The sequence below is a fragment of the Candidatus Equadaptatus faecalis genome (assembly GCA_018065065.1).
Lineage (GTDB): Bacteria > Synergistota > Synergistia > Synergistales > Synergistaceae > Equadaptatus > Equadaptatus faecalis.
In genome coordinates this window covers 1-24,620 of the sequence record JAGHTZ010000001.1, presented here as the reverse complement: position 1 = coordinate 24,620, position 24,620 = coordinate 1, and the positions used below count along the sequence as shown (strand labels likewise).

General features: G+C 50.3%; 20 protein-coding genes and 1 tRNA gene. 6 read left to right on the top strand and 15 right to left on the bottom strand.

Annotated elements, in window-relative coordinates:
- Positions 1–442 precede the first annotated feature (442 nt).
- The 3 genes from KBS54_00105 to KBS54_00095 form a co-directional block, all read right to left on the bottom strand.
- A complete protein-coding gene (locus KBS54_00105; GenBank protein ID MBQ0054541.1) occupies positions 443–1,627 on the bottom strand; it encodes an ABC transporter permease in 1,185 nt (394 codons plus the stop codon).
- On the bottom strand, positions 1,627–2,511 hold the full coding sequence (locus KBS54_00100) for an ABC transporter permease (GenBank protein ID MBQ0054540.1): 885 nt from the start codon (positions 2,509–2,511) through the stop codon (positions 1,627–1,629). Before KBS54_00100 ends, KBS54_00105 begins: the two co-directional genes overlap by 1 nt.
- A gap of 86 nt (positions 2,512–2,597) precedes the next feature.
- Positions 2,598–4,298, bottom strand: a complete 1,701-nt coding sequence (locus KBS54_00095) for an ABC transporter substrate-binding protein (GenBank protein MBQ0054539.1) — start codon at positions 4,296–4,298, stop codon at positions 2,598–2,600.
- A 245-nt stretch (positions 4,299–4,543) separates the two neighbouring features.
- Here KBS54_00095 and KBS54_00090 point away from each other — a divergent pair, with 245 nt between their 5' ends.
- The 3 genes from KBS54_00090 to KBS54_00080 all read left to right on the top strand — a co-directional run bounded on the left by KBS54_00090 (position 4,544) and on the right by KBS54_00080 (position 8,845).
- Positions 4,544–6,364 (top strand): DEAD/DEAH box helicase, encoded by a 1,821-nt coding sequence (locus KBS54_00090; protein ID MBQ0054538.1) that lies wholly within the window; start codon positions 4,544–4,546, stop codon positions 6,362–6,364.
- 74 nt (positions 6,365–6,438) lie between these two features.
- A complete protein-coding gene (locus KBS54_00085) occupies positions 6,439–7,464 on the top strand; it encodes a homoserine dehydrogenase (GenBank protein MBQ0054537.1) in 1,026 nt (341 codons plus the stop codon).
- A gap of 34 nt (positions 7,465–7,498) precedes the next feature.
- Positions 7,499–8,845, top strand: a complete 1,347-nt coding sequence (locus KBS54_00080; protein ID MBQ0054536.1) for an MATE family efflux transporter — start codon at positions 7,499–7,501, stop codon at positions 8,843–8,845.
- Between the two features lie 43 nt (positions 8,846–8,888).
- Here KBS54_00080 and KBS54_00075 read toward each other — a convergent pair whose 3' ends face one another.
- From KBS54_00075 to KBS54_00050, 6 genes are all read right to left on the bottom strand, one after another.
- Positions 8,889–10,265: a sodium:alanine symporter family protein gene (locus tag KBS54_00075; protein MBQ0054535.1), complete on the bottom strand. Its 1,377-nt coding sequence runs from the start codon at positions 10,263–10,265 to the stop codon at positions 8,889–8,891.
- 86 nt (positions 10,266–10,351) lie between these two features.
- Complete coding sequence (locus tag KBS54_00070) at positions 10,352–11,113, bottom strand: hypothetical protein (GenBank protein ID MBQ0054534.1); 762 nt, start codon at positions 11,111–11,113, stop codon at positions 10,352–10,354.
- A gap of 63 nt (positions 11,114–11,176) precedes the next feature.
- Complete coding sequence (locus KBS54_00065) at positions 11,177–12,841, bottom strand: phosphoenolpyruvate carboxykinase (ATP) (GenBank protein MBQ0054533.1); 1,665 nt, start codon at positions 12,839–12,841, stop codon at positions 11,177–11,179.
- A 145-nt stretch (positions 12,842–12,986) separates the two neighbouring features.
- Positions 12,987–14,300 carry an outer membrane protein transport protein gene (locus tag KBS54_00060; GenBank protein MBQ0054532.1) on the bottom strand — a complete coding sequence of 438 codons (1,314 nt, stop codon included), beginning with the start codon at positions 14,298–14,300 and terminating at the stop codon, positions 12,987–12,989.
- Between the two features lie 50 nt (positions 14,301–14,350).
- Positions 14,351–14,797 (bottom strand): Rrf2 family transcriptional regulator, encoded by a 447-nt coding sequence (locus tag KBS54_00055; GenBank protein ID MBQ0054531.1) that lies wholly within the window; start codon positions 14,795–14,797, stop codon positions 14,351–14,353.
- A gap of 159 nt (positions 14,798–14,956) precedes the next feature.
- The gene (locus KBS54_00050; GenBank protein MBQ0054530.1) at positions 14,957–15,397 is read right to left on the bottom strand and encodes a hypothetical protein; all 441 of its coding nucleotides are present in this window, start codon (positions 15,395–15,397) and stop codon (positions 14,957–14,959) included.
- Between the two features lie 105 nt (positions 15,398–15,502).
- Between KBS54_00050 and KBS54_00045 the strand changes: the two genes are divergently transcribed.
- Positions 15,503–15,588 (top strand) — tRNA-Leu (locus tag KBS54_00045).
- Between the two features lie 188 nt (positions 15,589–15,776).
- Here KBS54_00045 and KBS54_00040 read toward each other — a convergent pair.
- The 6 genes from KBS54_00040 to KBS54_00015 all read right to left on the bottom strand — a co-directional run bounded on the left by KBS54_00040 (position 15,777) and on the right by KBS54_00015 (position 21,931).
- A complete protein-coding gene (locus tag KBS54_00040; GenBank protein ID MBQ0054529.1) occupies positions 15,777–17,075 on the bottom strand; it encodes a replication-associated recombination protein A in 1,299 nt (432 codons plus the stop codon).
- 238 nt (positions 17,076–17,313) lie between these two features.
- Positions 17,314–17,475 carry a rubredoxin gene (locus KBS54_00035; protein ID MBQ0054528.1) on the bottom strand — a complete coding sequence of 54 codons (162 nt, stop codon included), beginning with the start codon at positions 17,473–17,475 and terminating at the stop codon, positions 17,314–17,316.
- Positions 17,476–17,536: 61 nt separating this feature from the next.
- The gene (locus KBS54_00030; GenBank protein ID MBQ0054527.1) at positions 17,537–18,619 is read right to left on the bottom strand and encodes an aminopeptidase P family protein; all 1,083 of its coding nucleotides are present in this window, start codon (positions 18,617–18,619) and stop codon (positions 17,537–17,539) included.
- On the bottom strand, positions 18,616–19,170 hold the full coding sequence (locus KBS54_00025) for an epoxyqueuosine reductase QueH (protein MBQ0054526.1): 555 nt from the start codon (positions 19,168–19,170) through the stop codon (positions 18,616–18,618). Before KBS54_00025 ends, KBS54_00030 begins: the two co-directional genes overlap by 4 nt.
- The gene (locus KBS54_00020; GenBank protein ID MBQ0054525.1) at positions 19,170–19,997 is read right to left on the bottom strand and encodes a tRNA (adenine-N1)-methyltransferase; all 828 of its coding nucleotides are present in this window, start codon (positions 19,995–19,997) and stop codon (positions 19,170–19,172) included. Before KBS54_00020 ends, KBS54_00025 begins: the two co-directional genes overlap by 1 nt.
- Positions 19,997–21,931, bottom strand: coding sequence for a transketolase (locus KBS54_00015; GenBank protein MBQ0054524.1), 1,935 nt, complete (start codon positions 21,929–21,931; stop codon positions 19,997–19,999). Before KBS54_00015 ends, KBS54_00020 begins: the two co-directional genes overlap by 1 nt.
- Positions 21,932–22,127: 196 nt before the next feature.
- On the opposite strand from KBS54_00015, the gene gpmA reads away from it, so the two are divergent.
- Complete coding sequence (gene gpmA, locus KBS54_00010; protein ID MBQ0054523.1) at positions 22,128–22,874, top strand: 2,3-diphosphoglycerate-dependent phosphoglycerate mutase; 747 nt, start codon at positions 22,128–22,130, stop codon at positions 22,872–22,874.
- 111 nt (positions 22,875–22,985) lie between these two features.
- Positions 22,986–24,359 (top strand): purine/pyrimidine permease, encoded by a 1,374-nt coding sequence (locus KBS54_00005; GenBank protein MBQ0054522.1) that lies wholly within the window; start codon positions 22,986–22,988, stop codon positions 24,357–24,359.
- Positions 24,360–24,620: the final 261 nt, after the last annotated feature.

Sequence of the window (24,620 nt, the reverse complement as noted above, 5' to 3'; positions counted from 1 at the left end):
TCCGCCCGAAAGCTCATGCGGATAGCGTTTGGAAATTGAAGCGTCAAGCCCTACTGCCTCAAGCAGCTCGGCAGTCCGCTGCTCTGCGGCATTTCCCGTAACGTTAAGATGCGCTGCAAGCACTTCTTTAATCTGGCGCCCGACCGAAAGTACGGGCGTAAAAGAATTCATGGCGCCCTGAGAAACAAGCGCAATGCCTTCCCAGCGTATTTTCATGAATTCGTCTTCGCTGCACGTCAGCAGGTTTCTGCCGCCAAAGCAGATTTCGCCGCATTTTTCGGCGCTCTTCGGCAAAAGTCCGAGAATGGCGTTGATAACAGTGCTTTTTCCGCTCCCTGACTCCCCTACAAGGCTTGTAATGCTGCCTTTTTCGAGCACGATATCCGCAGTGCAGACCGCAGGTGTGTCCGAGCCGGAATATTTTACGGTAAGTCCGCGTACGTTAAGCATTTTTCTTCTCTCCCGAAAGGCGCGGGTCTATTTGTTCTTCAAGATATCTGCCAATATCCATAAAAATCAGGCAGACAGCGACAATTCCAAGTCCGGGAGGAAGCAGAAGCCACCATGCGCCCTCAGTAAAGGCACCGAAAGAATGTGCTTCGTGCAGCATTCTGCCCCATGAAATCAGTCTCGGATCCGAAAGTCCGAAGAACGCGAGCGCCGCCTCGGACAAAATGGCTCCCGGAACACCGAGCGCAAGGTTGGCAAGCATTATCGGCGCCGTTTCCGGAATGAGATGGCGCACAAGAATGTAGGAGCGTTTTGCGCCGAGCGCTTTGAGCCCCTCTATCCACTGGCTTTCGCGGACGGAAAGGACGAGCGAACGGACGGAACGCGCGGTTCCCATCCATGAAAAGAGTGAAAGAGTAACAACTATCTGCCACAGTCCTTTGCCCCACACACCTGCAAGAATCATTAAAATCGGCATTGTAGGTATTGAAAGGAGAATGTCAACCGTCCGCATAATGACCGCGTCCGTCCAGCCTCCGGCATAGCCTGCGGCAAGGCCGAAGCCGAGTCCGAGAACGGAGGCAACCAAAGTGGCTATAATTCCTATAAGCAGCGACGTGCGTATTCCATAAAGGAAGAGCGCAAAAACGTCCCTTCCGCGCTGGTCTGTGCCGAGCAGTCCCTGTCTTGCCCCCGGAAGCGAAAACAATAGGTCTGCCCTTGACGCTCCTTCTATTTTGAGCGAATATTTACCTTTGCAGGGGAAAAGCTGTTCCGTTGCGTTTCCGACAAGCGGCAGACCGAGCTGCTGTTTGAAAATCATGTCGCGCGCGTCGATATTCAGAAGCTGTTTCTGTTTTCCGTCAAGTCTCGCTATTTCAAATTCCTTTTCAGGCGATACAAAAATTATTCTCACGTCTTCGCCTTCAACCGTGCCGTTCAGCTTGAACAGCGCAGGCGGCAGTTTGTCCCAGTCAAAGCTGACCCCGTTTGTATCAACCGTAAATTCGCGCGTTGAAGAAAGCGCCCTGTTCCACCACACCGGTCTTGCAAAAGGCGCGCCGACCGCGTCTGACGGATAACCGCCTGCAAGCAACGGGGCAAAAAGCCCTGCAAGGCAGATTATTATGAAAGCAATCACGCTTCTGCGTTTCAAAAGTCCCGCCGGCGCCTTCATCAGTTTTTTTCCTCAAGCCGCACGCGCGGGTCAACGATGCCGTACATAACGTCGGCAAGCAGATTGCAGATGACGGTTATAAGCGCGAGCAGATAAAAAGCCGCCCCCGCCGCCGGATAGTCATTGCCGGAAACAGCCTCCACAAGGAAGGTGCCTACCCCGTGCAGCGAAAAGACAGACTCTGTAATAACCGCTCCGGAAACAAGTCCGGGCAGAGACATAAGCAGAATTGTAAATATCGGTGGAAGAATACTTCTGAACGCGTGCCCGTATATTACGCGCTTCTTTGAAAGTCCTCTGGCTTCAGCCATTACAATGTAATCTTCATTTAAGACGCGCACCATTAAATTGCGCACGTACAACGCCCAGCCGCCGAAACCCATAATCGTCAGCGATATAACAGGCAGGGCGAGATGGTGAGCGTAATCGCAGAACAGAGCCCACGTTCCGGTTGGAGGCGGCACCGAAAGACTGCCGCGGAGCGGAAATACGCGGAACGTTCTGGCAAAAAGCATAAGCAGCACAAGCTGTACGAAAAATCCGGGGAAAGAAGCGGTAACCGCCCCTGCCCGCAGTACAAACTTTTCCGCGAATTTGTTTCTGTTAAGAGCGGCTTTAATGCCGAGCCATATACCGATTACGGCTGACAGAAGCATTGAACAGCCCATAAGAACAAGAGTAAGAGGAAGCCTCGAAACAAGCTCCTCCCATACCGGACGCTGGCTGAGGAAAGAAAGCCCGAAACGGAAGGTAAGCATCTGTCTGAGATATATAAAGAACTGCTGCAAAATCGGCTTGTCTAACCCGTAAAGCTCGCGAAGCCTTGCCTTTGCCTCCGGCGAGAAATTAGGGTCAATAATTGTGCTGACAGCGTCACCGGGCATAATTCTGAACAGAATAAAGTTCAAAACGAGAACAACGAAAAGCACGAGCAGAGACGCAGCTGCCCTTCTGCTGAGCCATCCCCTTCTCACTGTTTCAGCCTCCTGTAATTTTCGTTGCGCCGGAACATAACATATTCCCCCGGCCTGTAGCTTTCAAATATAAAAGGTCCCGTGCATACAAAGCCGTACGGCCCGAATTTCTGCGATTTATCAAGCGGGTTCCAGTTCTGCCAATCTTTCACCGCTTTAAGCGTTTTAGCCGGCATACAAAGCATACCGCCTATTTTGTCCAGATACCAGTAGCTCTCACCCGACAGGGTAACAACAATATCCAAATCGGTCGGACACGCGACAGATTTCACGTTCTTAACCGCGTCAAGGAAGCGTGGAATTTTATTAGATTGTATAAAATGTATTGTTTCGGCGAAGTCATGTGACGTGATTTTGCTTCCGTCGCTCCACACAAGTCCGGGCTTCAGCCTGAAACTGATTACCGTTTTGTTTTTCTCCGCCCTGACCGACCATTTTGCGGCAAGTCCCGGCATATCTTCAAGCGTAAAAGGATTGGTTTCAAGCAGTCCCTCGTACATCATACCAAGCACCTGCCACGAATAGGCGCTGCTCGCCGTGAAAGGATTAAGATTTCTCGGCTCCTCTGCAAGAAGCATACGCATGGGGCGTTTTTTCCCGTTCTTCGGTTCGGCGAGCATAATCGTCCACATATTGTCGGCAGTCATCCGTTCCGTCGTTATGATATTTTTCCAGGAATTTGAAACCGCGGCAACGGATAACCTGCTGTATATCGGAACGGAGGGCACGAGGTCTTCAAGCAGCTGCTGGGCTTTGTCAGAAGCTTTTCTCGCTTCCTCTTTGTTTCTTGCCGAAACAATGCCGTCAAGCGCTTTGTCAAGATTTTTGTCCGCTATTCCCGTCATATTGTAGCCGCCCGGAATATTCTGCGAGCTGTGATAAAATCCGTGAAGCGAATCGGGATTTCTGCCCATTGACCACGCCATAACCGCAAGCGAATATTCTTTCCTGTCAATTTTTGAAATCATTGCGGAAAAATCCATAGGCTCGGCCTCAACGGGGAATCCCGCCGCACGAAGCGAATCGGCAACCTGCTCCGCAAGTTCGGCGGTGGTCGGCGCGACCTTGGCAAGCGGCGTTAAAAGCTTCATTTTCTTTACCGGCTTACCGTCAGGCGCAATCAGCATTCCGTTAATTCCCCAGCTGTAACCCCGTTTTTTCAGTTTGGCGCGCGCGGCGGCGCGGTTGAAAAGGTTTGCGCTTCTTCCCTGCAGCGCCCAGGGAGAAACAGGCGGCAGCCAGCTGTTGATAGGCTCGCAATAGCCTGAAAAAATCGTCCTGACTATATTGTTTCTGTCTATGGACTGTGCCGCTGCCTGTCTGACATATTTGTCTTTCCAAATACCGTCTGTGGTATTCATAAGCATGAAAAAAGCGTGAAAGGCACGCGCCATGGAAGTGTCAAAATTTTTGTTGCGGCTTATTATCTGAATATCCGAAGGACGTACGATGTCGCTTACGACGTCAAGGTCTCCGTTCTCTGCGGCAAGAATCTGCGCGTCCGTATTGTTCACGATAACCATACAGAGTTTTTCCAGTTTCGGTCCCCGTACTTTCTGCGGGTCAAACTGCTGCGAAGCACAGGCAGATGTACAGAAAACGCAGACTGAAAGCATAACGGCAGAAAAACAGACCGCCGCGACAACGCGCCGGCTGAATCCGTCAAATATCGTGCAGAGGCGTAAAATTTTCTTCATGACAACGTTATTATACTACAAAAAGCTTGAAAAAGCGCCCGATCAAAGCAGCCCAAAACGGCTGTTCGGCGGTCAGCCTTGACAAATCTGCCAAAACAGCGATAATTATGCCCCGTGGCGTACAGCCATCTGCAAGCTGCAGCACGAAACTTTTCAGTCAGCGGTTCAGCCGCTTCGGGATTTTCACCTGTTCTTTTTGCCTGATTTGTTTTGCTGCTTCAGCACAAATTGGGAGGATTTTCAAAATGGCAGAAACAAATATCAGATTCGCAGATTTCAATCTGCGAAAAGAGCTTGTTATGGCTCTCGACAAAAAAGGCTTTGAGTCCCCTATGCCCGTTCAGGTAAGCATTCTTGAAGACGAGACCTTTCTTGACGGCGACCTCATAGTTCAGGCAAAAACAGGCTCGGGCAAGACGCTTGCCTTCGCTCTTCCGCTTCTGAACATTCTTGACGAAAGCGAAATGAGCGTCCCGCAGATTCTCGTGCTTTCGCCTACGCGCGAACTCGCGCTGCAGACTGCACGCGAATTCAGCTGGGCGGGCGCTTATTGCCGCGTAAAGGTTGCCTCGCTTGTCGGCGGAATGGATATGGAACGCCAGATAAGGGCTCTAAGGGACGGCGCAAACGTTATCGTAGGCACTCCGGGGCGTATTCTTGACCATATACGCAGGGGAACGTTCAAAGGCGAAACGATACGCAGCGTCGTGCTTGACGAAGGCGATGACATGCTTGACATGGGCTTCCGCGAGGAACTGGAAGGAATTCTTGACACAATGCCCCATACGGAGCGCACCTGGCTTTTCTCGGCAACCATGCCGCCTGAAATTCTTGCGCTCGCAAAACGCTATCTGGACGCCCCGCGGCGCATTTCGCTTGTTTCCGACGTAACCACGCACGAAGACATTACACAGCGCGCATGCATAATCCCGTCGCGCAGACGTTTTGAAGGGCTCACGAACGTGCTCGTCTGGGAAAATCCCGCACGCGCCCTGCTTTTCTGCGGCACAAGGGCTGAAACTCAGGAAATTGCAGACAGGCTCTGCGACGGAGGCTTCCGCGCAACCGCAATACACGGCGACATGAGCCAGCGCGAAAGAAACACGGCTCTCGGAGCTCTCCGCGGCGGACGCGTTCAGATACTCGTCGCTACGGACGTTGCCGCCCGCGGCCTTGACATTGAAGGCGTAAGCCACGTAATACAGTACGGACTTCCGCAGAACCTCGAAGCCTTTGTACACAGGAGCGGACGCACGGGAAGAGCAGGGCAGGAAGGCAGCAACCTTATCCTTCTTACAGCCCGAGAAACAAAACAGTTTAAATTTATGCTCCGCATGGCGAAATCAAATCTCAAAATGCAGTGGATGCCGGCACCCGATGCTGCGGAAATAGACCAGCAGTCAAGACTGCGTTTCGAGCAGGAAGTTCTTGACAGCGCATTTGAATCAGAGGACTACGTTCAGTGGGCACACGAACTGCTTGAACGCGACGAGGCTGAAACGCTTGTATCGGGACTTCTTGCAAAAGCTTACGGCAGCAGACCGGGCGGTTACTCAATCCGCGAAGACATACAGCGCGAAATGGACTGGGAAAAAGAACGCGGGCGCGCTGCCGCGGAAAAAAGAGACCGCGAGAGGGACAACTCAAAGGACAAATTCAAAAGTTCGGAAATGTCGGGCGGAATACGCGTACGTTTCAGGGAAGGGCGAAAAGACGGCTGGCAGGTCGGTCCACTGCTTGGGCTTCTCTGCCGCGCCATAGGCATAGGGCGCGAAGACGTAGGCAACATAAAACTGCGCGACGACGGAATAACGGTTGAACTTTCCGCAAACGCGGGCAGGCTCTTTGACGCAAGAAGCGGCAGACTTGAAAAGGAAGGACTTCACGCCGAAAAGATTACTCCCATAAAAAATTCAGGCGAAAGCGGATCAAGACCACACAGAGACGCTGCTCAGGGCGAGAGAAAACGCTATTTTTCAAGAAACAGCGAAAATAAATTTGACCGCGCAAAACGTGAGCTTCGCGAACATCGCAGAGACAAAGGACGAAAACGCAGAGAAATATAGTATAATGTCGCTGAACGTATATACTGTAAGACAACCGGCGACTGATAACTAACGACTGAAAGGAGTGTTTCCGATTGCTTCACAAAATAGCTGTCTCAGGCTGCGGAAACGTAGGTACTGCCCTGCTGGAACTGCTCTGCGAAAAACGTGCGGAGCTTAAGGAAAAATACGGGTTTGAATTTGAAGTTACGCTTCTTTGCGACCTTTTCAAAGGTACTGTTGCCGATAAAAACGGCCTTGACCTAAATACCGCAATAAACTCATTGCACACAACCAATTCCCTCGCAGGGCTCAACAAAGACGTTCAGGGAGAATTTGGCGAACTGCTTGACTCAGCAGAGATTACTATGCTGTGCGAAGCCACTCCGACCAACGTGGAAACGGGCGAACCGGCGCTCTCTCACATTAAAACCGCGCTTTCAAAAGGCATTAACGTTTCAACCACCGTCAAGGGTCCCCTGTCTCTCGCTTATGACGAACTGGCCGCTTTGGCGAAACAGAATGGGGCGCAGCTTCAGTTTGAAGGCGTAGTCATGAGCGGGACACCGTTTATAACGATGCTTAATCACGGGCTCGCAGGCTGCAGAATTCTGAAAATCGAAGGAATAATCAACGGAACGACGAACTTTATTCTGAGTAAAATGTACAGCGGTGCAAGCTACGAGGAGGCCTTTAACACGGCAAAAGAGCTCGGCTACACGGAAACAGACCCTTCAGGAGACATAGACGCGTGGGATCCGGCTGTCAAGGTCGTAATTCTGACAAAAATGCTTTACGGCAAACAAATTTCCGTCAGTGACGTTGACCGCACAGGCATAGCAAACGTTACGTTTGAAGACATGGAGCGCGCAAAAGAAGACGGCTGCACGATAAAGCTGATTGCGGGAATTGAAAATAACCACGGTGATATAAAAGCCTACGTTGCTCCTAAAAAAATACCGATGACTCACCCTCTCGCTTCAATAAACGGGGCAATAAACGCGGCAACCGTCTATACAGACAACCTCGGGACAACGACCATTATAGGTCCGGGCGCCGGACGCAGAGCAACAGGACAGGCAATGCTGCTTGACCTGCTCACAATGGCAGGCAAAAGATAATTCAAAGCCGGAGTTTTCCGGCTTTTTTATGTAAATGAACGAACAAAACGATTTCACTAAAGGCTCAGTATTTAAAAAGATGACCGGATTTGCAATTCCGGTATTTTTTTCCATGCTGTTAATGAACCTCTACGGCGTAGTTGATATGCTCATAGTCGGTCATTTCGGCAGCAAAGCAGACGTTTCGTCCGTCTCTACCGGCGCATGGATAATCTGGACTGTTATGTCCCTGACAATGGGTATCGCCTCGGGCATAACAACCGTTGTCGGACAGAGAATAGGAGAAAAAAATTACAATTCTGCAGCCTGCACGATTTTTTCCTCCGCCCGATTTTTCCTTTACTTTTCAATCGCCGTAACGCTGCTTATGGAGCTGCTTGCGGAACCGGCGGTAAAACTCATGCAGACCCCGCCGGAAGCATACGCAGGAGCGCTGCTCTACACCAGAATATGCTCCGCAGGACTTGTATTCACCGCTTCTTTCTGCGTACTCGGCGCAATATTCAGAGGGCTCGGTGATTCAAGAACACCGCTTCTGACAATTTCAATCGCAACCTTTACAAACATTGCCGGAGATCTTCTGCTTGCGGGCTACTTTAAAATGCCAGTTTTCGGAACTGCGTTTGCAACGGTTTTTGCGCAGGCAGTCAGCGTTCTGCTTACGCTTTTCGCGGTTTTGAAAAGGGAAAAACCGTTTGAATACGCAAAAAGCGCTCTAAAATACAGCTCAAACGCTGTCAAAACAATGCTCCGCATAGGAATACCCATAGCCTTGCAGGATTTTCTTGTAACACTCTCTTTCCTCTGTGTAACCGCGTTTGTGAACAGACTCGGGGTAACCTTCTCAGCGGCGGCTGGGGTCACTGAACGGATATGCGGAATAATTATGCTTGTTCCGATTACCTTTGCCCAGACGGTGGCAAGCTTCACAGCTCAGAACGCCGGCGCGGGAGAACACGAACGCGCGAAGCGCGCCCTTGCCTACGGGATATCAGTTTCGCTCGGCACCGGAATATTTTTTGCCTGGCTGTCATTTTTTCACGGTGATATGCTTGCCGCTCTGTTTGCAAAAGGCAAGCCGGACGTAATCTATTCTGCCGCGGATTACCTTAAAGCTTACGCGATAGACTGCCTGTTCGTATCATTCATGTTCTGTTTTGAAGGCTATTTTTCAGGCTACGGGAAGACGCGGTTTGTAATGTGGCAGGGCATAATAGGCGCTTTCTGCGTACGAATACCCGTTTCATGGTTTATGAGCCTCTCTGAACCGGTATCGCTTTTCAAAATAGCTCTTGCCACGCCTTCCTCAACAGTTGTCCAGCTTTTGCTTTTCTCCGTCTGCTATCTCCGTTTCACAAAAAAACAAAACGCCCCGAAGTAAATTCTTCGAAGCGTTGCTGTTTCAATTATTTCCGTACCGCTGTCTACAGTTTCAGTTCACCGCTTTTGCGTTTGCTGTCAAAATCTTTTGTCAGTCTGCGGAGTTCTTTTGAAAGAAGCAGCAGACCTATAAGGTTGGGAATTGCCATAAGCCCGTTCATTGTATCGGACAAGTCCCAAATATTTGCCAGTATTTCGGCTCCGCCCCAGCCGCCGACAAAGAGCAGAATAAGGAATGCCGCTTTGTAAATGCCGGTACCTTTATGACCAAAAATGTATGTCAGGGCTGTTTCGCCGTACCAGTACCAGCCGAGGATGGTTGACAGCGCAAAAAGTGCAAGCCCGAGCGACAAAATTAGCGTGCCGGTGTTTCCGAGAGTTTCGCTGAAAGCTGAAAGCGTCAGCTGCGCACCGGTAAGCTCAGGCTGCGATGTAAGAACGCCGCTGGTAAGTATCGTAAGCACTGTGAGCGAGCAGATAACTATCGTATCGGCAAACACTTCAAAAATTCCGTAAAGCCCCTGTCTGCAAGGGTGATCCACCATAGCCGTGCAGTGCACCATAGGCGCGGAACCAAGACCTGCTTCGTTGGAGAAAACGCCGCGCGATATTCCTTTTGTAATTGCGGCTTTTACCGCCCAGCCGCCGAGAGCGCCAGGGATTGCCATCGGATTGCCGAAAGCACCCTGCAGGGCTGTTGATACTGCATAGGGAATATTCTGTACATTATTAAGAACAACGGCACTCGCGCAAACTATATAGAAAATTGACATAAACGGAACAAGGTAGGTGGCAACCGCAGCGATTCTTGTTAAGCCGCCGCAAATTACCAGTCCCGTCAGAAACGCCAAAATTGCCGCGGTGTACACGTGCGGCACGTGAAATGCCATGTAAAAACCTTCCGCAGTTGAGTTTGCCTGCACCATATCACCTATGCCGAACGAGGCAATGAGCGCGAACCATGCGAAGAGCAACGCAAGCCAGCGCATACCGAGAGCTTTTTCAAGTATGTACATTGTGCCGCCGCGTATTTCGCCCTTTTCGTTTTTCTCGCGGTAACGCACTGCCAGGGAAACTTCGCAGAATTTTGTCGTCATGCCGAAGAAAGCTGAAATAAGCATCCACACAAGAGCGCCGGGGCCGCCGATATGAAGGGCAGTCGCAACTCCCGCTATGTTTCCGGTGCCGACTGTCGCCGCCAAAGCGGTGGACATTGCCGCGAAGGAAGATATCATTCCTTCCTGTTCGCTTTTATGCAGAATTTTGCCGAATACTTCCCTGAATGTTGCTGAAAAATACTTAATCTGCGGAAAACCGAGGATAAACGTGAACCATACTCCGGTTCCGACCAAAAGCGCAAGCATCCACGGCCCCCACACAATAGCGTTGATTTTGCCATTAAGCTGCCAGATATATTCCATAGCAGTACACACCCCCGTTGGACTAGTACCTAAATGAAAGCAAAGAATACCATTTATTTCTGTTTTTGTCTATATAACGGAAATATTTAAAACATCTCAATTTTTGGGCGTTCGTCCTTTTTCCAGCCGCTCAAAAGCCGCGCGTATTCAGTACCCTCCGCATCCTTGAGCGAGTGAACAAAGCGGAGCTGCCCTTCATACGGAATTTCTTCCGTGCGGCACTCAATTTTCATGCGCGGAACAGGCTTGAAATACTGCGCTTCAGCAAAAACAGGCGCGTGCGTTTCCGCGATTTCAAACGGAACGCTTTCAAGCGCCCACCCGAAATATATCGTGTGGTTCGTATGGTCGTTCACGTCAAGGTCCTGCCATCTGACCTGCCACGGGAAACTGAGCTGCGCATTTGCGGCTTCCGGTATTTTTACCTCAGGCGGGTAATTTTCGGAAGCCTGCGCAAGAAATTTGTCCATGCCCTCAACCTTGTCAAGCCTCAGCGGACGTTTTCTTTCAAGGTCTATCAACACCCACCAGGTTTTGGCTGTACCGAGCAGTTTTCCTTCGGCGTTTCTGATTTCAAACGTGCGAAGCGAAAACAGATTGCGGTATATTTCGGCGTAGGTTTCAATTTTGAGTATTCTGTCTTCCCTGCAGGGATAGCTCTCAAAATCTATGCGGTAACTGCGCAGCACCCACGTCATTCCGCGTTCCAAAACCTGAAATACCGCAAAATTGTATTTAGCGGCGTCAATTTCTGCCATTTCCTGAAAAATTTCAAGCAGATATCTGTGCTTGACTCTTCCGCACGGGTCAATAGCGCCCAGTGAAAATTCAAAATCGCGTTCTGTCATTTTTGCTCCTTACTAAACGAAAGGCGGAGCCCGCAGCGGACTCCGCTCAGAATATTTTTGTTCCTACGCTTTGCGCGCGGCTTCCATAACCTTTGCAAGCGCTTCCTTGGCGTCTGCCGGAAGAGCGTCAACGCCGCCCTTTTCGGTTTCGCGCGAGTTCACGAATTTGACGCGGTCTTCCATGCGTTTGATGAACAGTTCCTTGTATGCCGCATCTGACAAATCAGGGACAAAGCCTTCTATCTCAAGCAATTCAATTCCGGGGAGACTGCCGAACGGAACGAAATTGGCCTTGCCTTCAACAATCTTTTCAAGAATTTCCAGCGTCATCTCTTTCGGAACTTTTTTGTCAAGGAACGAGCCCGTGTTAAGAATGTAGCACTCTACGCCGTCTTCAAAAAGCTGGCGGAAACGCTCGTAGTCCATTGAAAGCGGATAAGTTCTGAACGGGTTTGCGTAGCACTCTATTACAAGAGCGTTCGGGTCAACGCCGGGGGCAAGATGCTCCGCAGAGGTGCGGATTGTGGCAAGGGTCGCGCCCATTACCGAGGCGAGGGACGCTCCGGTGAGTTTGACAACAGGGGGCAGCGATGAATCTTTCATAAGCCAGCAAACGGCGTTAATCGGTTCGTCAATTCTGTCTATTCTGTTCGGCGACCAGTAGCGCGATTTGATTGCTCTGCCGTTTCCGTTGCGTATGTCTTCGCTGACAGCTATAAGCTTTCCGTCCTTCGTTTTCGTTACGCCGAGATTTTGCAGTGAAAGCAGATATTTGTTGTCCGGACAGCCTATCGGATAGTCTGCCATTTTGTCAAAATAGGCAGGCTCAAGGGCTATCGCGTATTTTTCCTTGACGTTTATAACAACGGCGTCGTCGTGAAGTACCGTAACGTCATATTTGCCGCCGTGCTTTGCGTGCGTGATTGTGGATTTGCCTGAGCCTGAAAGTCCGAACGCCGCAAGCACGTATTTTTTGCCGCTTCCGTCCTTAAGCTGATAGCGTTTCAGTCCGCCGTGGCACGCAACGTATCCGTTTCTCGCGCCGATGCCCCAGGCAAGCGTGAGCGTGCCTTTTTTGAATTCGCCGAAATAGCGCATGCCGAGAATTGCCGCGCAGTTCTGCTCAGGTGAGAAGAACGCAAGACCGAGCGGGAAATCGGGGTGTGACCAGTACGGGTCGCCGTAGACGAAAATGTCTCCGTCATTCGGAAGCGGACGGGAATTTGCGTAGCGTTTTTCGTATTCTTCGTTTGCATACTGGAAATTGAGCAGCCAGTTGTAAAGATTGTTTTCGTGTCCTTCAGGAAGCATAATATGGGCACGCGTCATAAAATCTTCGTCAAGCCCGATAATAGCGTCAGCGGTGTAGAATTTTCTTTCGCGCGCGTTGTGTATTGCTTCGCGCAGAATAGTGCATATTTTTTTAACGTCAACCTCCGGCCAGCCGACTATTCTTCTAGCTGCCGCCGTGCGGCCGAAAACCGCGCCGTCGTTGAACAAAAGAACGTTTGCGCCTTCCGGCAGTCCGAGTTCCGCATTGTGGCAGACAGGAAGCCCCGTAAGCTCAACTGTGCCGGCGCTTTTCTTCGCAAGCTCGTAAGCTTCGGCGACGTCATTAACGCGCACAACGTTGTTTCCGTAGAAAGCTGACTCAATAGTCGTTCTCACCGGAAGCGCATGAAGTTTCTTAAATTCCTCAAGATTGTCAAAATACCCTATTGTTGACATAAAATCACACCCGTTTCTGTAATAATCTCTGACAGGAGCATTATAACTCAAATACTGTTATCCGCAACAAAAATTTAAATTTTGGAAACAAAAAAGCATCCGAAACCGGACGCTTTAGTTTATTTGGTAATCTTCTTCAATTCAGCTATTTAAGTTTCATGCTGAAGCCGAGCGAAAGAATCTGCGTCAGGCAGTCGTTGATACGCGCGGAGGTAAAATCTGCTCCGCCAACCTTGGATTCAACGTCTCTGGAGGCTGCCCAAATTGCGGTATAAGCAAACGTAATCGCCGCATCCCTGCTGATATTGTACTTAAAGCCCACGCTGCCGCGGTGTCTGTCTCCCGTCGGGACTGTAAAGTCAAAGGTTTCGTCAGGCACAGGGCTTCCGTCAAAGTTATAGCCGCAAAGGAACGTCCATTTGCTGTTCATTCTGTGCTGAAAGCCTACACCGAAACGCCACGCAGCTTTCCAGTCTTTAACGCCGATATAGTTATCCATAGGTCCTGTTGGCGTTTGAATTGCAGGTGTAAATGACATATCAAGCACATCATAGGTTGACCAGTTTGTCCATGTCGCGTCAAATTCAATTCTTGTTCTGTCGCTGAATTTATGACCGAACCCAAATGAAAGTGAGTCAGGTACAGTAACGCTGCCGTGCGCATTTGCATACTGATTGCCCAAATCAGAAATGACTTCTGTATCAGCATCCATTGTATGTTTAATACTTGAGCGATAGGTAATTGCTGCGGAATTTTTCTTGTCAAAGTCATACATTGCTGAAACAAACCAGCCGAGATTTGTGCATTTGCCATCAAGATCGAGCAACGCATCTCCGTACAGATTTGGTAGTGGCTTTGCACCGTCATGTATTGGTATTTGCTTTGACAACGAAAGGTTCATATAGTTCACGTCAAGTCCAAGCGCGATTGACCATTTTTCGGAAGGCTTAAACGCCCAAGTAGGCTGAATTGTTATACCGGTAATTTTACCGCTGACCGTATCATAGCGGCCTTCCCATGTTGAATCAAAGTTAATTCCGTTGCCGAAGCGCGGGAAAACACCGAGACCGAGCCAGTGCTTATCGTTCAGCTGGTGCGTGTAGAAAATTGAGCCTGCCCATACGGGGTCATAGCTGTTATTTTTATGTGTTGTGCCTTTATATCCCTTTGCTTCATTCCATGACTTCCAATTATAAGCAGGAACACTTGGGGTATTCTGGAAATGGCATTTGATTGCAGGATTAAACCACGTTGCGCCGAAGCTGAGATGTTTTCCCTTGAGATGCGTAATGCCCGCAGGGTTGTAAGCGAGAACCGCCGCGTCTTCTTCGTCAAACATAAAGTTGTCGCCCATTGCCGTTCCCGTCGCGCTCCACTCATAGACGCCGAAACCCTCCGCAAATGCCGCTGCCGGAACGAGAAGCGACACAAGCAAAACTACTGCCAAAATTTTCTTCATAAAGAAGCCCCCTCAATAAATTTATTGCATGGCATGCAATTTGTTTTCTTTTATTTCGGAGTCACGGTAATGTCTATGCTTACCTGACCCGAATTCTGATAATAATAAATAAATTCCTTCAGCGTGCGTGAGCAGAGATATTTGTTCATTTCGCGCGAAAGCTCGTTCAGCATTGAGCTGATAAAACACACTTTCTTGCTGCAGCCTATCACGCAGCCGCTCGGACTGAAAGAACCGCCCAAAAGCTCAAAAATCGGCGCAAGCTCTGTTTCCTCGGGATTGCAGTTTAAAACGTAACCGCCGCCTGGTCCCCTTATTGACTTTATAAAGCCGTTCTTGTTAAGCCTCTGCAAAACCTTTGAAAGATGCGGCTCCGTCGTGCCTATCTTAGCCGCTATCTCGCTTGTCGTAAGACATTTTTCAGGCTCCGCGCCAAGCTCTCCCAAGGCGTGCAAGCCAAGCAAAAGCGGTTCGGGAAGCCCAACAACAGGGTTCATTTCTCTGCCCCCTCTCAAACAGAATAATACTGGACGCACAATTCCACTTTATAGTGGATATTATAGTCCACTTTTCAAATAATGCAACATACCAACTTCAGATATTTTGCAAATAAAATCTCCGCCTGACGGCGGAGATTTTCATTTATTGTACAGTATTTACAGTCCGCATTCCGCGCTACAATGTTCGCAGTCCCCCTCACATGCCCCGGCGCCGGAAAGTCCGAACGCGGTGCGAAGCAGCGCGGCTGTCAGAAGGCTGTCGTTAATTTCGGAATATTTTTCCCCGTTTTTGCCGCGGTAAATTCTGGACGGAAATTCCTGTCCTTCCGCAAGCTCAAAATCCAGTTCCATATCAAGCAGCTGTTCGGCAGGCGTTTCCTGCCCGTTTTCGGTTTTGAAAGTTATCATTCCGGCAGACATGAGCGCGTCCTCGTTGATTTCGTCAAAAACAATTTCGCGCAGTCTGAGTTTCGTTTCCATTTTTTCAAGCCGCGGGTTCATTCTCGCGCAGAAGGCTTTCAGTCTTTCAACAAGCGTCTCGCTCTGTTTTTCGTTGCAATTTTTAAGCGCATAGCAGCTGACAGTTATCTCTTTCACGCCGCACACTCCTTTGTCCAGTTTCTCTTCCGCACAGATTATAGCATCAGAAAACGGAAAAATCTTGCATATAAACTTTTTTAACGCTATAATCTACCGGTAATCGCCGGGGTGGCGGAACGGCAGACGCAGTGGACTCAAAATCCACCGGGGGCAACCCCGTGGGGGTTCGATCCCCCCTCCCGGCACCAGTTTTTTGTCTGCAACACCAACCAACATACAAAAATCGCCTCACGAATGGTATCGTGAGGCGTCTTATTTTTTGATACGATATATGTTATACGCTGGACATTATACGCTAAAGATGTCAGCTTTTAGCCGTTACTCATCACCTTAATGCTCTTACTTAAAACTTCTTGCTTAAGGCTTAACGCTGCAGTTAATCTTCGCTGAAGCGTTTCCAGAGTTTTTTCAGACGTTCAAGTATTCTTATTTCCGTGCCAAGCTGCCCAGGTATGTAGAAACGGCGCGTTTCGGGAAGATGCTGCTGCGCGGTCCAGTGTCCCGGAAAATCGTGCGGGTAGACATAGCCTTCCCCGTCGTTGCGCAGGTGGTACGGCACTTCCATAAGGTCACCATCGGATATAGCTTTCAGCGCTTTGCCGACCGCAAGATAGGCGCTGTTGCTTTTTGGGGCACAGGCAAGATATATAACACATTCGCTCATTATTATCCGCGCCTCGGGAAGCCCGACTCGGTCAACGGCAGATGCCGCGTTCTGCGCCATTACAAGCGCAAACGGATCTGCGAGGCCTATGTCTTCGGCAGCCGATATGCAGAGCCGTCTGCATATAAAGCGTATGTCGTCGCCGGCGCTTAACATTCTCGCAAGCCAATAGACGGCTGCGTCAGGGTCTGACCCTCTGATTGATTTTATAAGCGCGGAAATCACGTGGTAGTGGTCGTTTGACGCTCTGTCATAGCGCTGTGCCGCGCCGCCGCCGCTTTCCGTTACAGTTTGTTCGGTAATTTCTTTCCCGCCTGCCATTGCGCACGAGGAAACAGCCGCTTCAAGGCGCGTTAAAGCCTGCCGCGCATCGCCGCCTGCCAGAGCGGCTATTTTTTCAAGCACGGAATCTTCCACCGTACAGCCGAGCCTTCCCAGTCCGCGTTCTTCGTCTGTCAGTGCGCGTTTCAGAAGCTTTACGGTTTCGGCTTCGTCAAGCGGTTCCAGCGTATAGACGACCATGCGTGAAAGCAGTGTCTTGTTTATTTCAAACCACGGATTTTCCGTTGTGGTACCGACAAGAATTATGTCGCCGACTTCAACGGACGGGAGCAGTATGTTCTGCTGTTTTGAATTGAAATGATAAAGTTCGTCAACAAAGGCTATTGCGGAACGTCCCGTCAGCCTTTTTATTCCTTTCGCCTTTTCAACAAGCTCGCGCAGCGTTTCAACCTTGGCGGCGACCGCGTTTATCTCAAGCAGTTCCCTGCCCGTGACCTTTGCCATAAGACGGACAAGCGTAGTTTTGCCGACGCCCGGAGGCCCGTACAAAACACAGCTGGGGACTTTTCCGCCTTCAAGCATTACGCGAAGCGGCTTTCCTTCGCCGATTACGCCGAACTGCCCCGCGTACTCGTCAAGCGTACGCGGACGCATGCGTTCCGCAAGAGGCGTCTCAAACAGAAGTCTGCTGTTTTCTTCGCTGAAAATACTGTTTTCCGATTCAGACATTTACCGCTCCAAAAAAGTGAACTTTTAATTTTAAGCACCCGCCGGGGCGTGTACGGGAAGGTTTTGATCCGCTCCGTAAAAGGATTGAGCATTGCCGCCCGCTCTCGGTCGTTCAGTTAAGTACGTCACTGTCAGACGGTATCAGCTCCGCGCGAATTTTTATAATTGTAGGTTCAAAACACGAACCGTATTCCACGCGCCCGGCAGGAAAATCTTTGTTAAACCGCGCAATGCGGTCTTAATCGCAAACCTCAAACAAATCTTTGGCGACTCCGCATACGGGGCATGACCAGTCGTCAGGAATTTCTTCAAAAGGCGTCCCGGGCGCAATACCGCCGTCGGGGTCTCCCTTTTCGGGATCGTATATGTAACCGCAGACCGTGCAGACGTATTTCTTCATATCTTTCACTCCCCCCCCGGTATTCAACCGATTATCTGTCCAGAATTATACCGCAAAAGCTTTACGCTTCAAACAGTTTCTGTTCTATGCCCGTTGTAAGCCGTTCGGCGCCGTTTTCGGTTACAAGGTAGTCGTCTTCAAGCCTCAGACCGCCCCAGCCCTCAATATATACGCCAGGCTCAACCGTAAGCGTGTCCCCCGCCTGCAGCATAAATTTCTGTTTTTTGGAGAGCAGTCCGTATTCGTGGATTGAAAGACCGAAGCCGTGACCGAGCCCGTGCGTAAAATATTTGTCCAGTTCGTGAACTCCGAGCATCTTTACCGCAAGCTCATGCACTTCCCAGCCTGGTATTCCCGATTTGAGCGCAGCCGCGCAGCCGTTGTGCGCTTCAGATAAAATTGCATGCAATTCTTTTACTCTTTCACCAGCAGAGCCTATTGTAAAATTTCTCGTTATGTCGCAGAAATAGCCGCTGACTCTTGCTCCGTAATCAACCGTTACTATTTCCCCGCGCTTTATTTCTTTGTCTGTCGCCCTGCCGTGCGGCATTGAGCTGCGCACTCCGGAAGCGACTATCATATCAAAACCTGTTTCGCCGCCGAGCATGCTAATGTTGTAATTGAGAAGAGCCTCAAATTCCTTTTCCTTCATACCGTCCCTGACATTGTCAAGAGTATTCAAAAAAGCTTTTGCTCCGATTTCAGCCGCTTTTTTAATGCACAGTATCTCTTCCTCGTCTTTTGTACGGCGCAGGCTCATTATAAAATCGTCCGCCGCAGTCCAGATCGTGTTTTCAGGCATTGCCGCTTTCCACAGCGAATAGCTTGTATGTTCCGCTTCGCAGAGTACGCTTTTTGTTCCGTGCTTTTTCAGGCTCTCGCGCACGTCCTGCGCGACACTCGTGTTCATCTGCACCGTTTTCAGCGGCGACTGCGCAGAGCCCTGCTCGAAATAGCGGCCGTCAAGGATAAGCTCCTCATCGTCAGGATAAACGACCAATGCCCCGCAGGTGCCGCGAAAACCGCTCAAATAATAAAGGCTCTCCCAGTTTGAGTCTTCATCGTTCATAACGACAAAAGCGCCGCAGTTTGTCAGGCTCAGATATTCACGAAGTTTTTCAATGCGTTTCAATACGTTTTTCATTCCGTTTCTCCTCCGCTGCGAAGCGAATACACACATCCGCAGTAATTCTGTCTGTACAGCCCCAGCCGTCTGCTTTCGCCAACAGAGCGTTTGAAGCCGTTGTTTTTCCGCCATACCCTTTCTATCCATTCTACACCGTACTTTTCAGCCGTTTCGGCACCGATTTTGTTAATCAGCGTGACGTTTTTGTGAGGGCTTATAGTCAGCGTCGTTGAAACTGCGTCATAGCCGTTTTTTGCCGCATATTCGGCGGCTGCCTCAAGCTGTGCGCGGAAACATACTTCGCAGCGTTTGCCGCCCTCGGGCTCAGCGGCAAATGTCTCTGCGCGAGAGAACCACGCAGACGGCGTGTATTCGGGCAAAACAACAGAAGCCCCTACAGACGCTTTGAGCGTTTTCAGAGCTTCCAGTCTTTTTTCGTATTCTTCTTCCGGGTGAATATTGCTGCCATAAAAATATCCGGTTGTCTCAAAACCTTCCGCTATGTATTCCGGCCACGGAATTGTCGCGTCCGGAGCGCAGCAGATATGGAGCAGAAGTTTTTTCGCCATTATTCTTCTTCGGGCTGTTCCGTTTCCGTGTCGTTTCCGCTTCCCGCAGGGCGCTTCGGCAAAGGAAGCGTTTTAACGGCAAATATGAGATAGCCCGTGTGTCCTATCATTGTGTCCTGCGGACGTATGCGGCGCGGGTCTGTTTTGTAGTCGCGGAGCATAATTTCGCAGACGCGGACGTCAACAAAATTAAATTCTTCAAGCGCTTCGAGCGTCAGCGTAATCTGGTTCACCGTAGGAACAAGCACTCCGAGGTGGCAGCCTGCTTTCAGCGCTTCGTAAGCCTTGTCTATATGCTCCCACGGCTTCGGAATATCAATGTAGACGGCGTCTGCATCGCGTTCCTTAAAGCCTTCCGACAGCTCGCGAACGTTGAATTCTATCCTGTCCGCAACACCCCAGCGCTCGGCATTTTTTCTTGCAAGCTCTGAAAATTCAGGGCGTCTGTCATACGTGCAGACTTTTCCGTTTTCTCCGACAAAGTGCGCCACGGTGCAGCAGAGACTTCCCGAACCTGTGCCGCATTCCACGTAGGTACAGCCGGGGAAAAGATTAAGGTGCTGAATAATATAGCCGGCGTCTTTCGGAAAGATTATCTGCGTCTGCCTGCGTATGTGGCGCGTATAGTCGCCGAGCGACGGGTGAAGCAGATAGTAAAGATCTCCCTTTTCAGTCCATACGCCTTCTCCGAAATCATGCTTGACGAGCTCGTCATGGTAAATCTGCGCAAAATGCGTGCCGAGAGACGCGCCCTGCGTAACCTTTACCATGTAACTGTCGCCCTTTTTGGGGTTCCAGATATAAACGAGGTCTCCGTATTCAATCATTATTTGAGAAGCGCCTCAACCTCAGCCGCAATGTCTTCCGGCGCAAGCTTCATTTCAGCCATAACCTCGTCGCTCTTGCCCGACATACCGTAGTGCGCCGCGCCCATGTTTTTGAGTTTAACGGCTTTTCCGGCGCGTGCAAGCTGCATTGCAACAATTGAACCCATACCTGAATTTACGTTGTGGTCTTCGCAGGTAACAAGCGGTTTGTCTTTGAGAAGCGCAAGCAGTTCGTCAGTATTTATCGCAAGCGGCGAGGCGCAGTGAAGAACTGACGCGTCAATGCCTTTGGCTTTCAGAATGTCTCTCGCGGCAAGCGCGCGGTTCACAAAATGTCCCATGGCAAGAATAACCGCGTCTTTGCCTTCGCGTACAACGTCGATTTTGCCGTATTCAAATTTGTAATCCCCGCCGAAGAACGGCTCTCCGTTTTCTTTGAGAACGACAGGGCATTTGCTTCTGCCCATTGCCTCGCAGACGCAGCCCGGTTCCGTAAGCATCCAGCGGGTAGCTCTGTCCGTCTGGTTGGGATCTGCGGGAACAACGACTTTCCAGCCGTAGGTATTGCGGAAAAGTCCAACGTAATCAACACACTGGTGCGTCATTCCGTCTTCGCCTACGTCAAGTCCCGAATGTGTGAGCACCGTCTTGGTGTTTGCGCAGTTTATGTCGTTAAGGCGCTGCTGGTTGTACACTTCATCGCTTCCGAAAGCTCCGAAATCAGCCCAAAGAGTAACAACGCCCGCCGTTGAGGCAGAACCCGCCGTCGTCGCCACGCAGTGCTCCTGAATACCTGCCTCTACAAAATTGTCAGGGCAGGCTTTGCCGAAATCCTTTACCATAACGGAGCCGGCGAGGTCGCAGTCAAACACGAGCAGCGGCGTTCTGCCTTCCTTTTTGTAGTTAAGCGCTCCAACCTCTGCCAGCGCTGTTCCGAATGCGCCGCGGTTATCCTTTTTGTCTTCCGCCGTGTAGGTTTTCGGCGTACCAAGGTCAAGCACGGCGGCTTCAGCCTTGTCTTCGCGTCCGAGAACAAGTGCCTCTTTGCGTTTTGCAGCTGCCGCCTCATACTGCTTTACATCGCCGCCAAGCTCTGACAATGCCTGTTCAAGCTGTTCGCCTGAGACTGTTTTGCCGTGATATGTCGCAACGTTCTGCATAAATGAAACGCCCTTGCCCATAACCGTCCTGCAAAGCACTACTGCGCACCCGTCGCAGTTTGCGGCGTCGCGCAGGGCTGCATACATCTGTTTGAAGGAATGACCGTCGCAGGTAAATACCCTCCAGCCGTCCGCCTCCCAAAGTTCTTTAATATTTGAAGGCATAACGTCTTCAAGATTTCCGCCTATCTGTATATTGTTCCAGTCAACTATCGCCGTAAGATTTGCAAGTTTTTCCTTGACCGCAATGCGGCGCGCTTCCGCGACCTGTCCCTTGACCTGTTCGCCGTCGCCCATGACGACCCAGGTGCGTGCCTGCGAGTTTCTCGCACGCGCCGCAAGCGCGAAACCAACGCCTGCCGACAGCCCCTGTCCGAGGTTGCCCGTGCCCCAGTCAACTCCGGAGACACAGCGTTCTACGTGCCCCTGAAATGCGCTGCCTGTGCGTCTGAAATTTGCAATCATGTCTTCCGCTTTAAAGAAACCGTATTCAGCAAGCGCCGAATAGAAGCCCGCAGACGTATGCCCGTGGCTGACAACTATTCTGTCTCTCTCAACGTCGTCTGCTGTTTTGGGCGAAACGTTGGCAACTGCAAGCAGCAGCGTGTATATATCCATTGAAGAAAGTGCCCCGCCGGGGTGACCGCTATTTGCAACAGAGGTGGCGAGAACGGAAGATATTCTTCCTCTCCTTGCCGCTTCCTGCAGCTCTGCGAGCCCTTCTTCACTTATCTCCTTTGCTTTAAATCCGCGAATTTCGTCGGCGACTTTCATCAGCAATCCCTCCATGTCAAACGTCAGGTAAAAATTACATATACCGCTGTTTATTGTACTCCCAAACAGACCGTTTTCGGCACAAAAAATTACCCTGACTTAAAAAAAACAATGTCAGTATGTAATTGTATTATTCCCGCTTTTGTACTAAAATACCTGCAGAAGGTCATACAACGCGGAAGGAGCTGATTAACAGATGTACAAACTCGTACTCGTACGACACGGGCAAAGCGAATGGAACAAAGAAAACCGTTTCACAGGCTGGACTGATATCGCCCTCACGGAGCAGGGCATAGAGGAAGCAAGAAACGCAGGAAAACTGCTGAAAAAAGAGGGCTACGTTTTCGACAAAGCTTACACCTCAAACCTCAGCCGCGCAATTCAGACTCTTTTCTATATGCTGAACGAAATGGATCAGCTTTGGGTTCCGACCGAAAAAAACTGGCATCTGAACGAAAAGCATTACGGTGCGCTGCAGGGACTCAACAAATCCGAAACAGCCGCAAAATACGGTGAAGAAGCGGTTTTGAAATGGCGCAGAAGCTATGACGTCGAGCCCCCCATGCTTGACGAAACTGACCCGCGCCACCCCAAAAACAGTCCCAACAACGCAGGAATTCAGGGCACAGACCTTCCGCAGGGAGAAAGTCTGAAAATGACGGTAGAGCGCGTACAGCCGTTCTGGCAGGAACAAATTGTCCCTGAAATGAAAAGCGGCAAAAGAATTGTCATCTCCGCACACGGCAACTCAATACGCGCACTCGTGAAAATCATAGACAACGTTCCCGACGACAAAATTGTCGGCGTCAATATCCCAAACGCAGTACCCCTCGTTTATGAATTTGACGAAGACATGAACCCGCTGCGCAGCTATTACGTAGGCGACCCCGAAGAAATAGCGAAAGCGCAGGCAGCGGTTATAGCACAGGGAAAGGCAAAATAATTTACAATCTTTAACCCGGCGGAATTTTTAAAATTTCCGCTGGATTTTTTTTGCGCCGTGCATTATTATTTTCGAGATGTAAATTGCAGCAAAACTTAAGGGGGAACAGACATGGCAAACAAAAACATAGTCTACGGCATTGAAGACCGTCCGCCGTTGGGAATAGCAATTCTCGCGGGAGCACAGCACGTTCTGACGCTCTTCGGGGCGACGACGCTTGTGCCTCTCATCTGCGGGCCGGCAATGGGAATGACAACGGCTCAGATAGGCGCCTTCATCGGCTGCGTCTATTTCGCGATGGGAATTGCGACACTCATTCAGACACACCCGAAACTCGGAAGCGGACTGCCAATAGTGCAGGGTTCAAGCTTCAGTTTCATACCTCCGATACTCACCATAGTCGGCGCCTACAAAGCAATGGGCGCGGACGTTGTAATGCAGTACGTCGGAGGCGCGCTTATCGCCGGCGGTATAACGCTCGGACTTTTGGGCTACACCAGAATAATCGGACGCGTACGCAAATTCATAACGCCGGTTGTCATCGGCCCTACAATTATGGCTATCGGCTTCACCCTTGCCCCGACGGCCGTACAGTTCAACGCCGCAAACTACTGGCCTGTGGCGCTTCTCGTCGTTCTGCTCGTCTTTTTGTTCAGCCTCGTAAGCAAAAACAAATTCCTCAATATATTCGCGGTACTCGGAGCGATAGTTATAGCCTATCTGCTCTGCCTTGCCCTTTCGCTTGCAGGAATTTTTGCGCCGGGACATGCCGCCTACATCAATCTCCAAAGCGTTGCAGACGCGCCGTGGTTCCGCTACAACCTCTTTATGCCGTGGGGCGTGCCGAAATTCTCAGGTCTCGCAATCGGCGCAATCTTCGCGGGCTTCTTCTGCTGCATGATTGAATCAATAGGCGATTATCACAACTGCACGTACGCGGCAGGCGTCAATGACCCGACACGAGAACAGATAAACAAGGGACTCGGCGCAGAAGGCTTCAGCTGCGCGATTTCAGGCATACTCGGAAGCGTCGGGACAACCTCTTATACGGAAAACATCGGACTCATGGCGCTCACGGGCGTCGCAAGCCGTTACGTAATCAGAATAGGCGCGGTAATTCTTATTCTGCTGTCACTCTTTGCAAAGCTCGGCGCACTTATAGCAACCATGCCTTCACCGATTATCGGCGGCGCTTACATAACGCTTTTCGGAACAATAGGCGCACTCGGAATTCAGAACCTGATGCGCGCGGACATGGGCAGTCAGAGGAACGTTCTCATAGTCGGTTTCTCATTCCTCATGTGCCTCGGCGTCCCAGGCTGGGTTGAAACGCAGCAGACACTCTTCACAGGCTTCTTCGGACAGATGCTCGGCGGAATGATTTGGGCAGTGCTCAAAACACCGATGGCAGTCGCAGGTATCTGCGCCGCATTCTGCGATAATCTTATCCCTGGAACGGACAAAGAACGCGGCATAGCAAAGTAATTATTCAGGCGACAACACAAAACAACGGCGGGGTTTTTCCGCCGTTGTTTTATCTTTAAGCCGGTCTCTGCGCCGCATTCTGCGATAATCTTATTCCGGGAACGGACAAAGAACGCGGCATAGCAAAATAATTTCTAAAATCATAATATATCAAAGCGGCGGAGCAAACACTCTGCCGCTTATTTTATTGACGCGTAACATATTATCATATTTTTATTGCTTTTCCGCATTTTGCCTATTGACTTTTGCATTGTTTAGTGT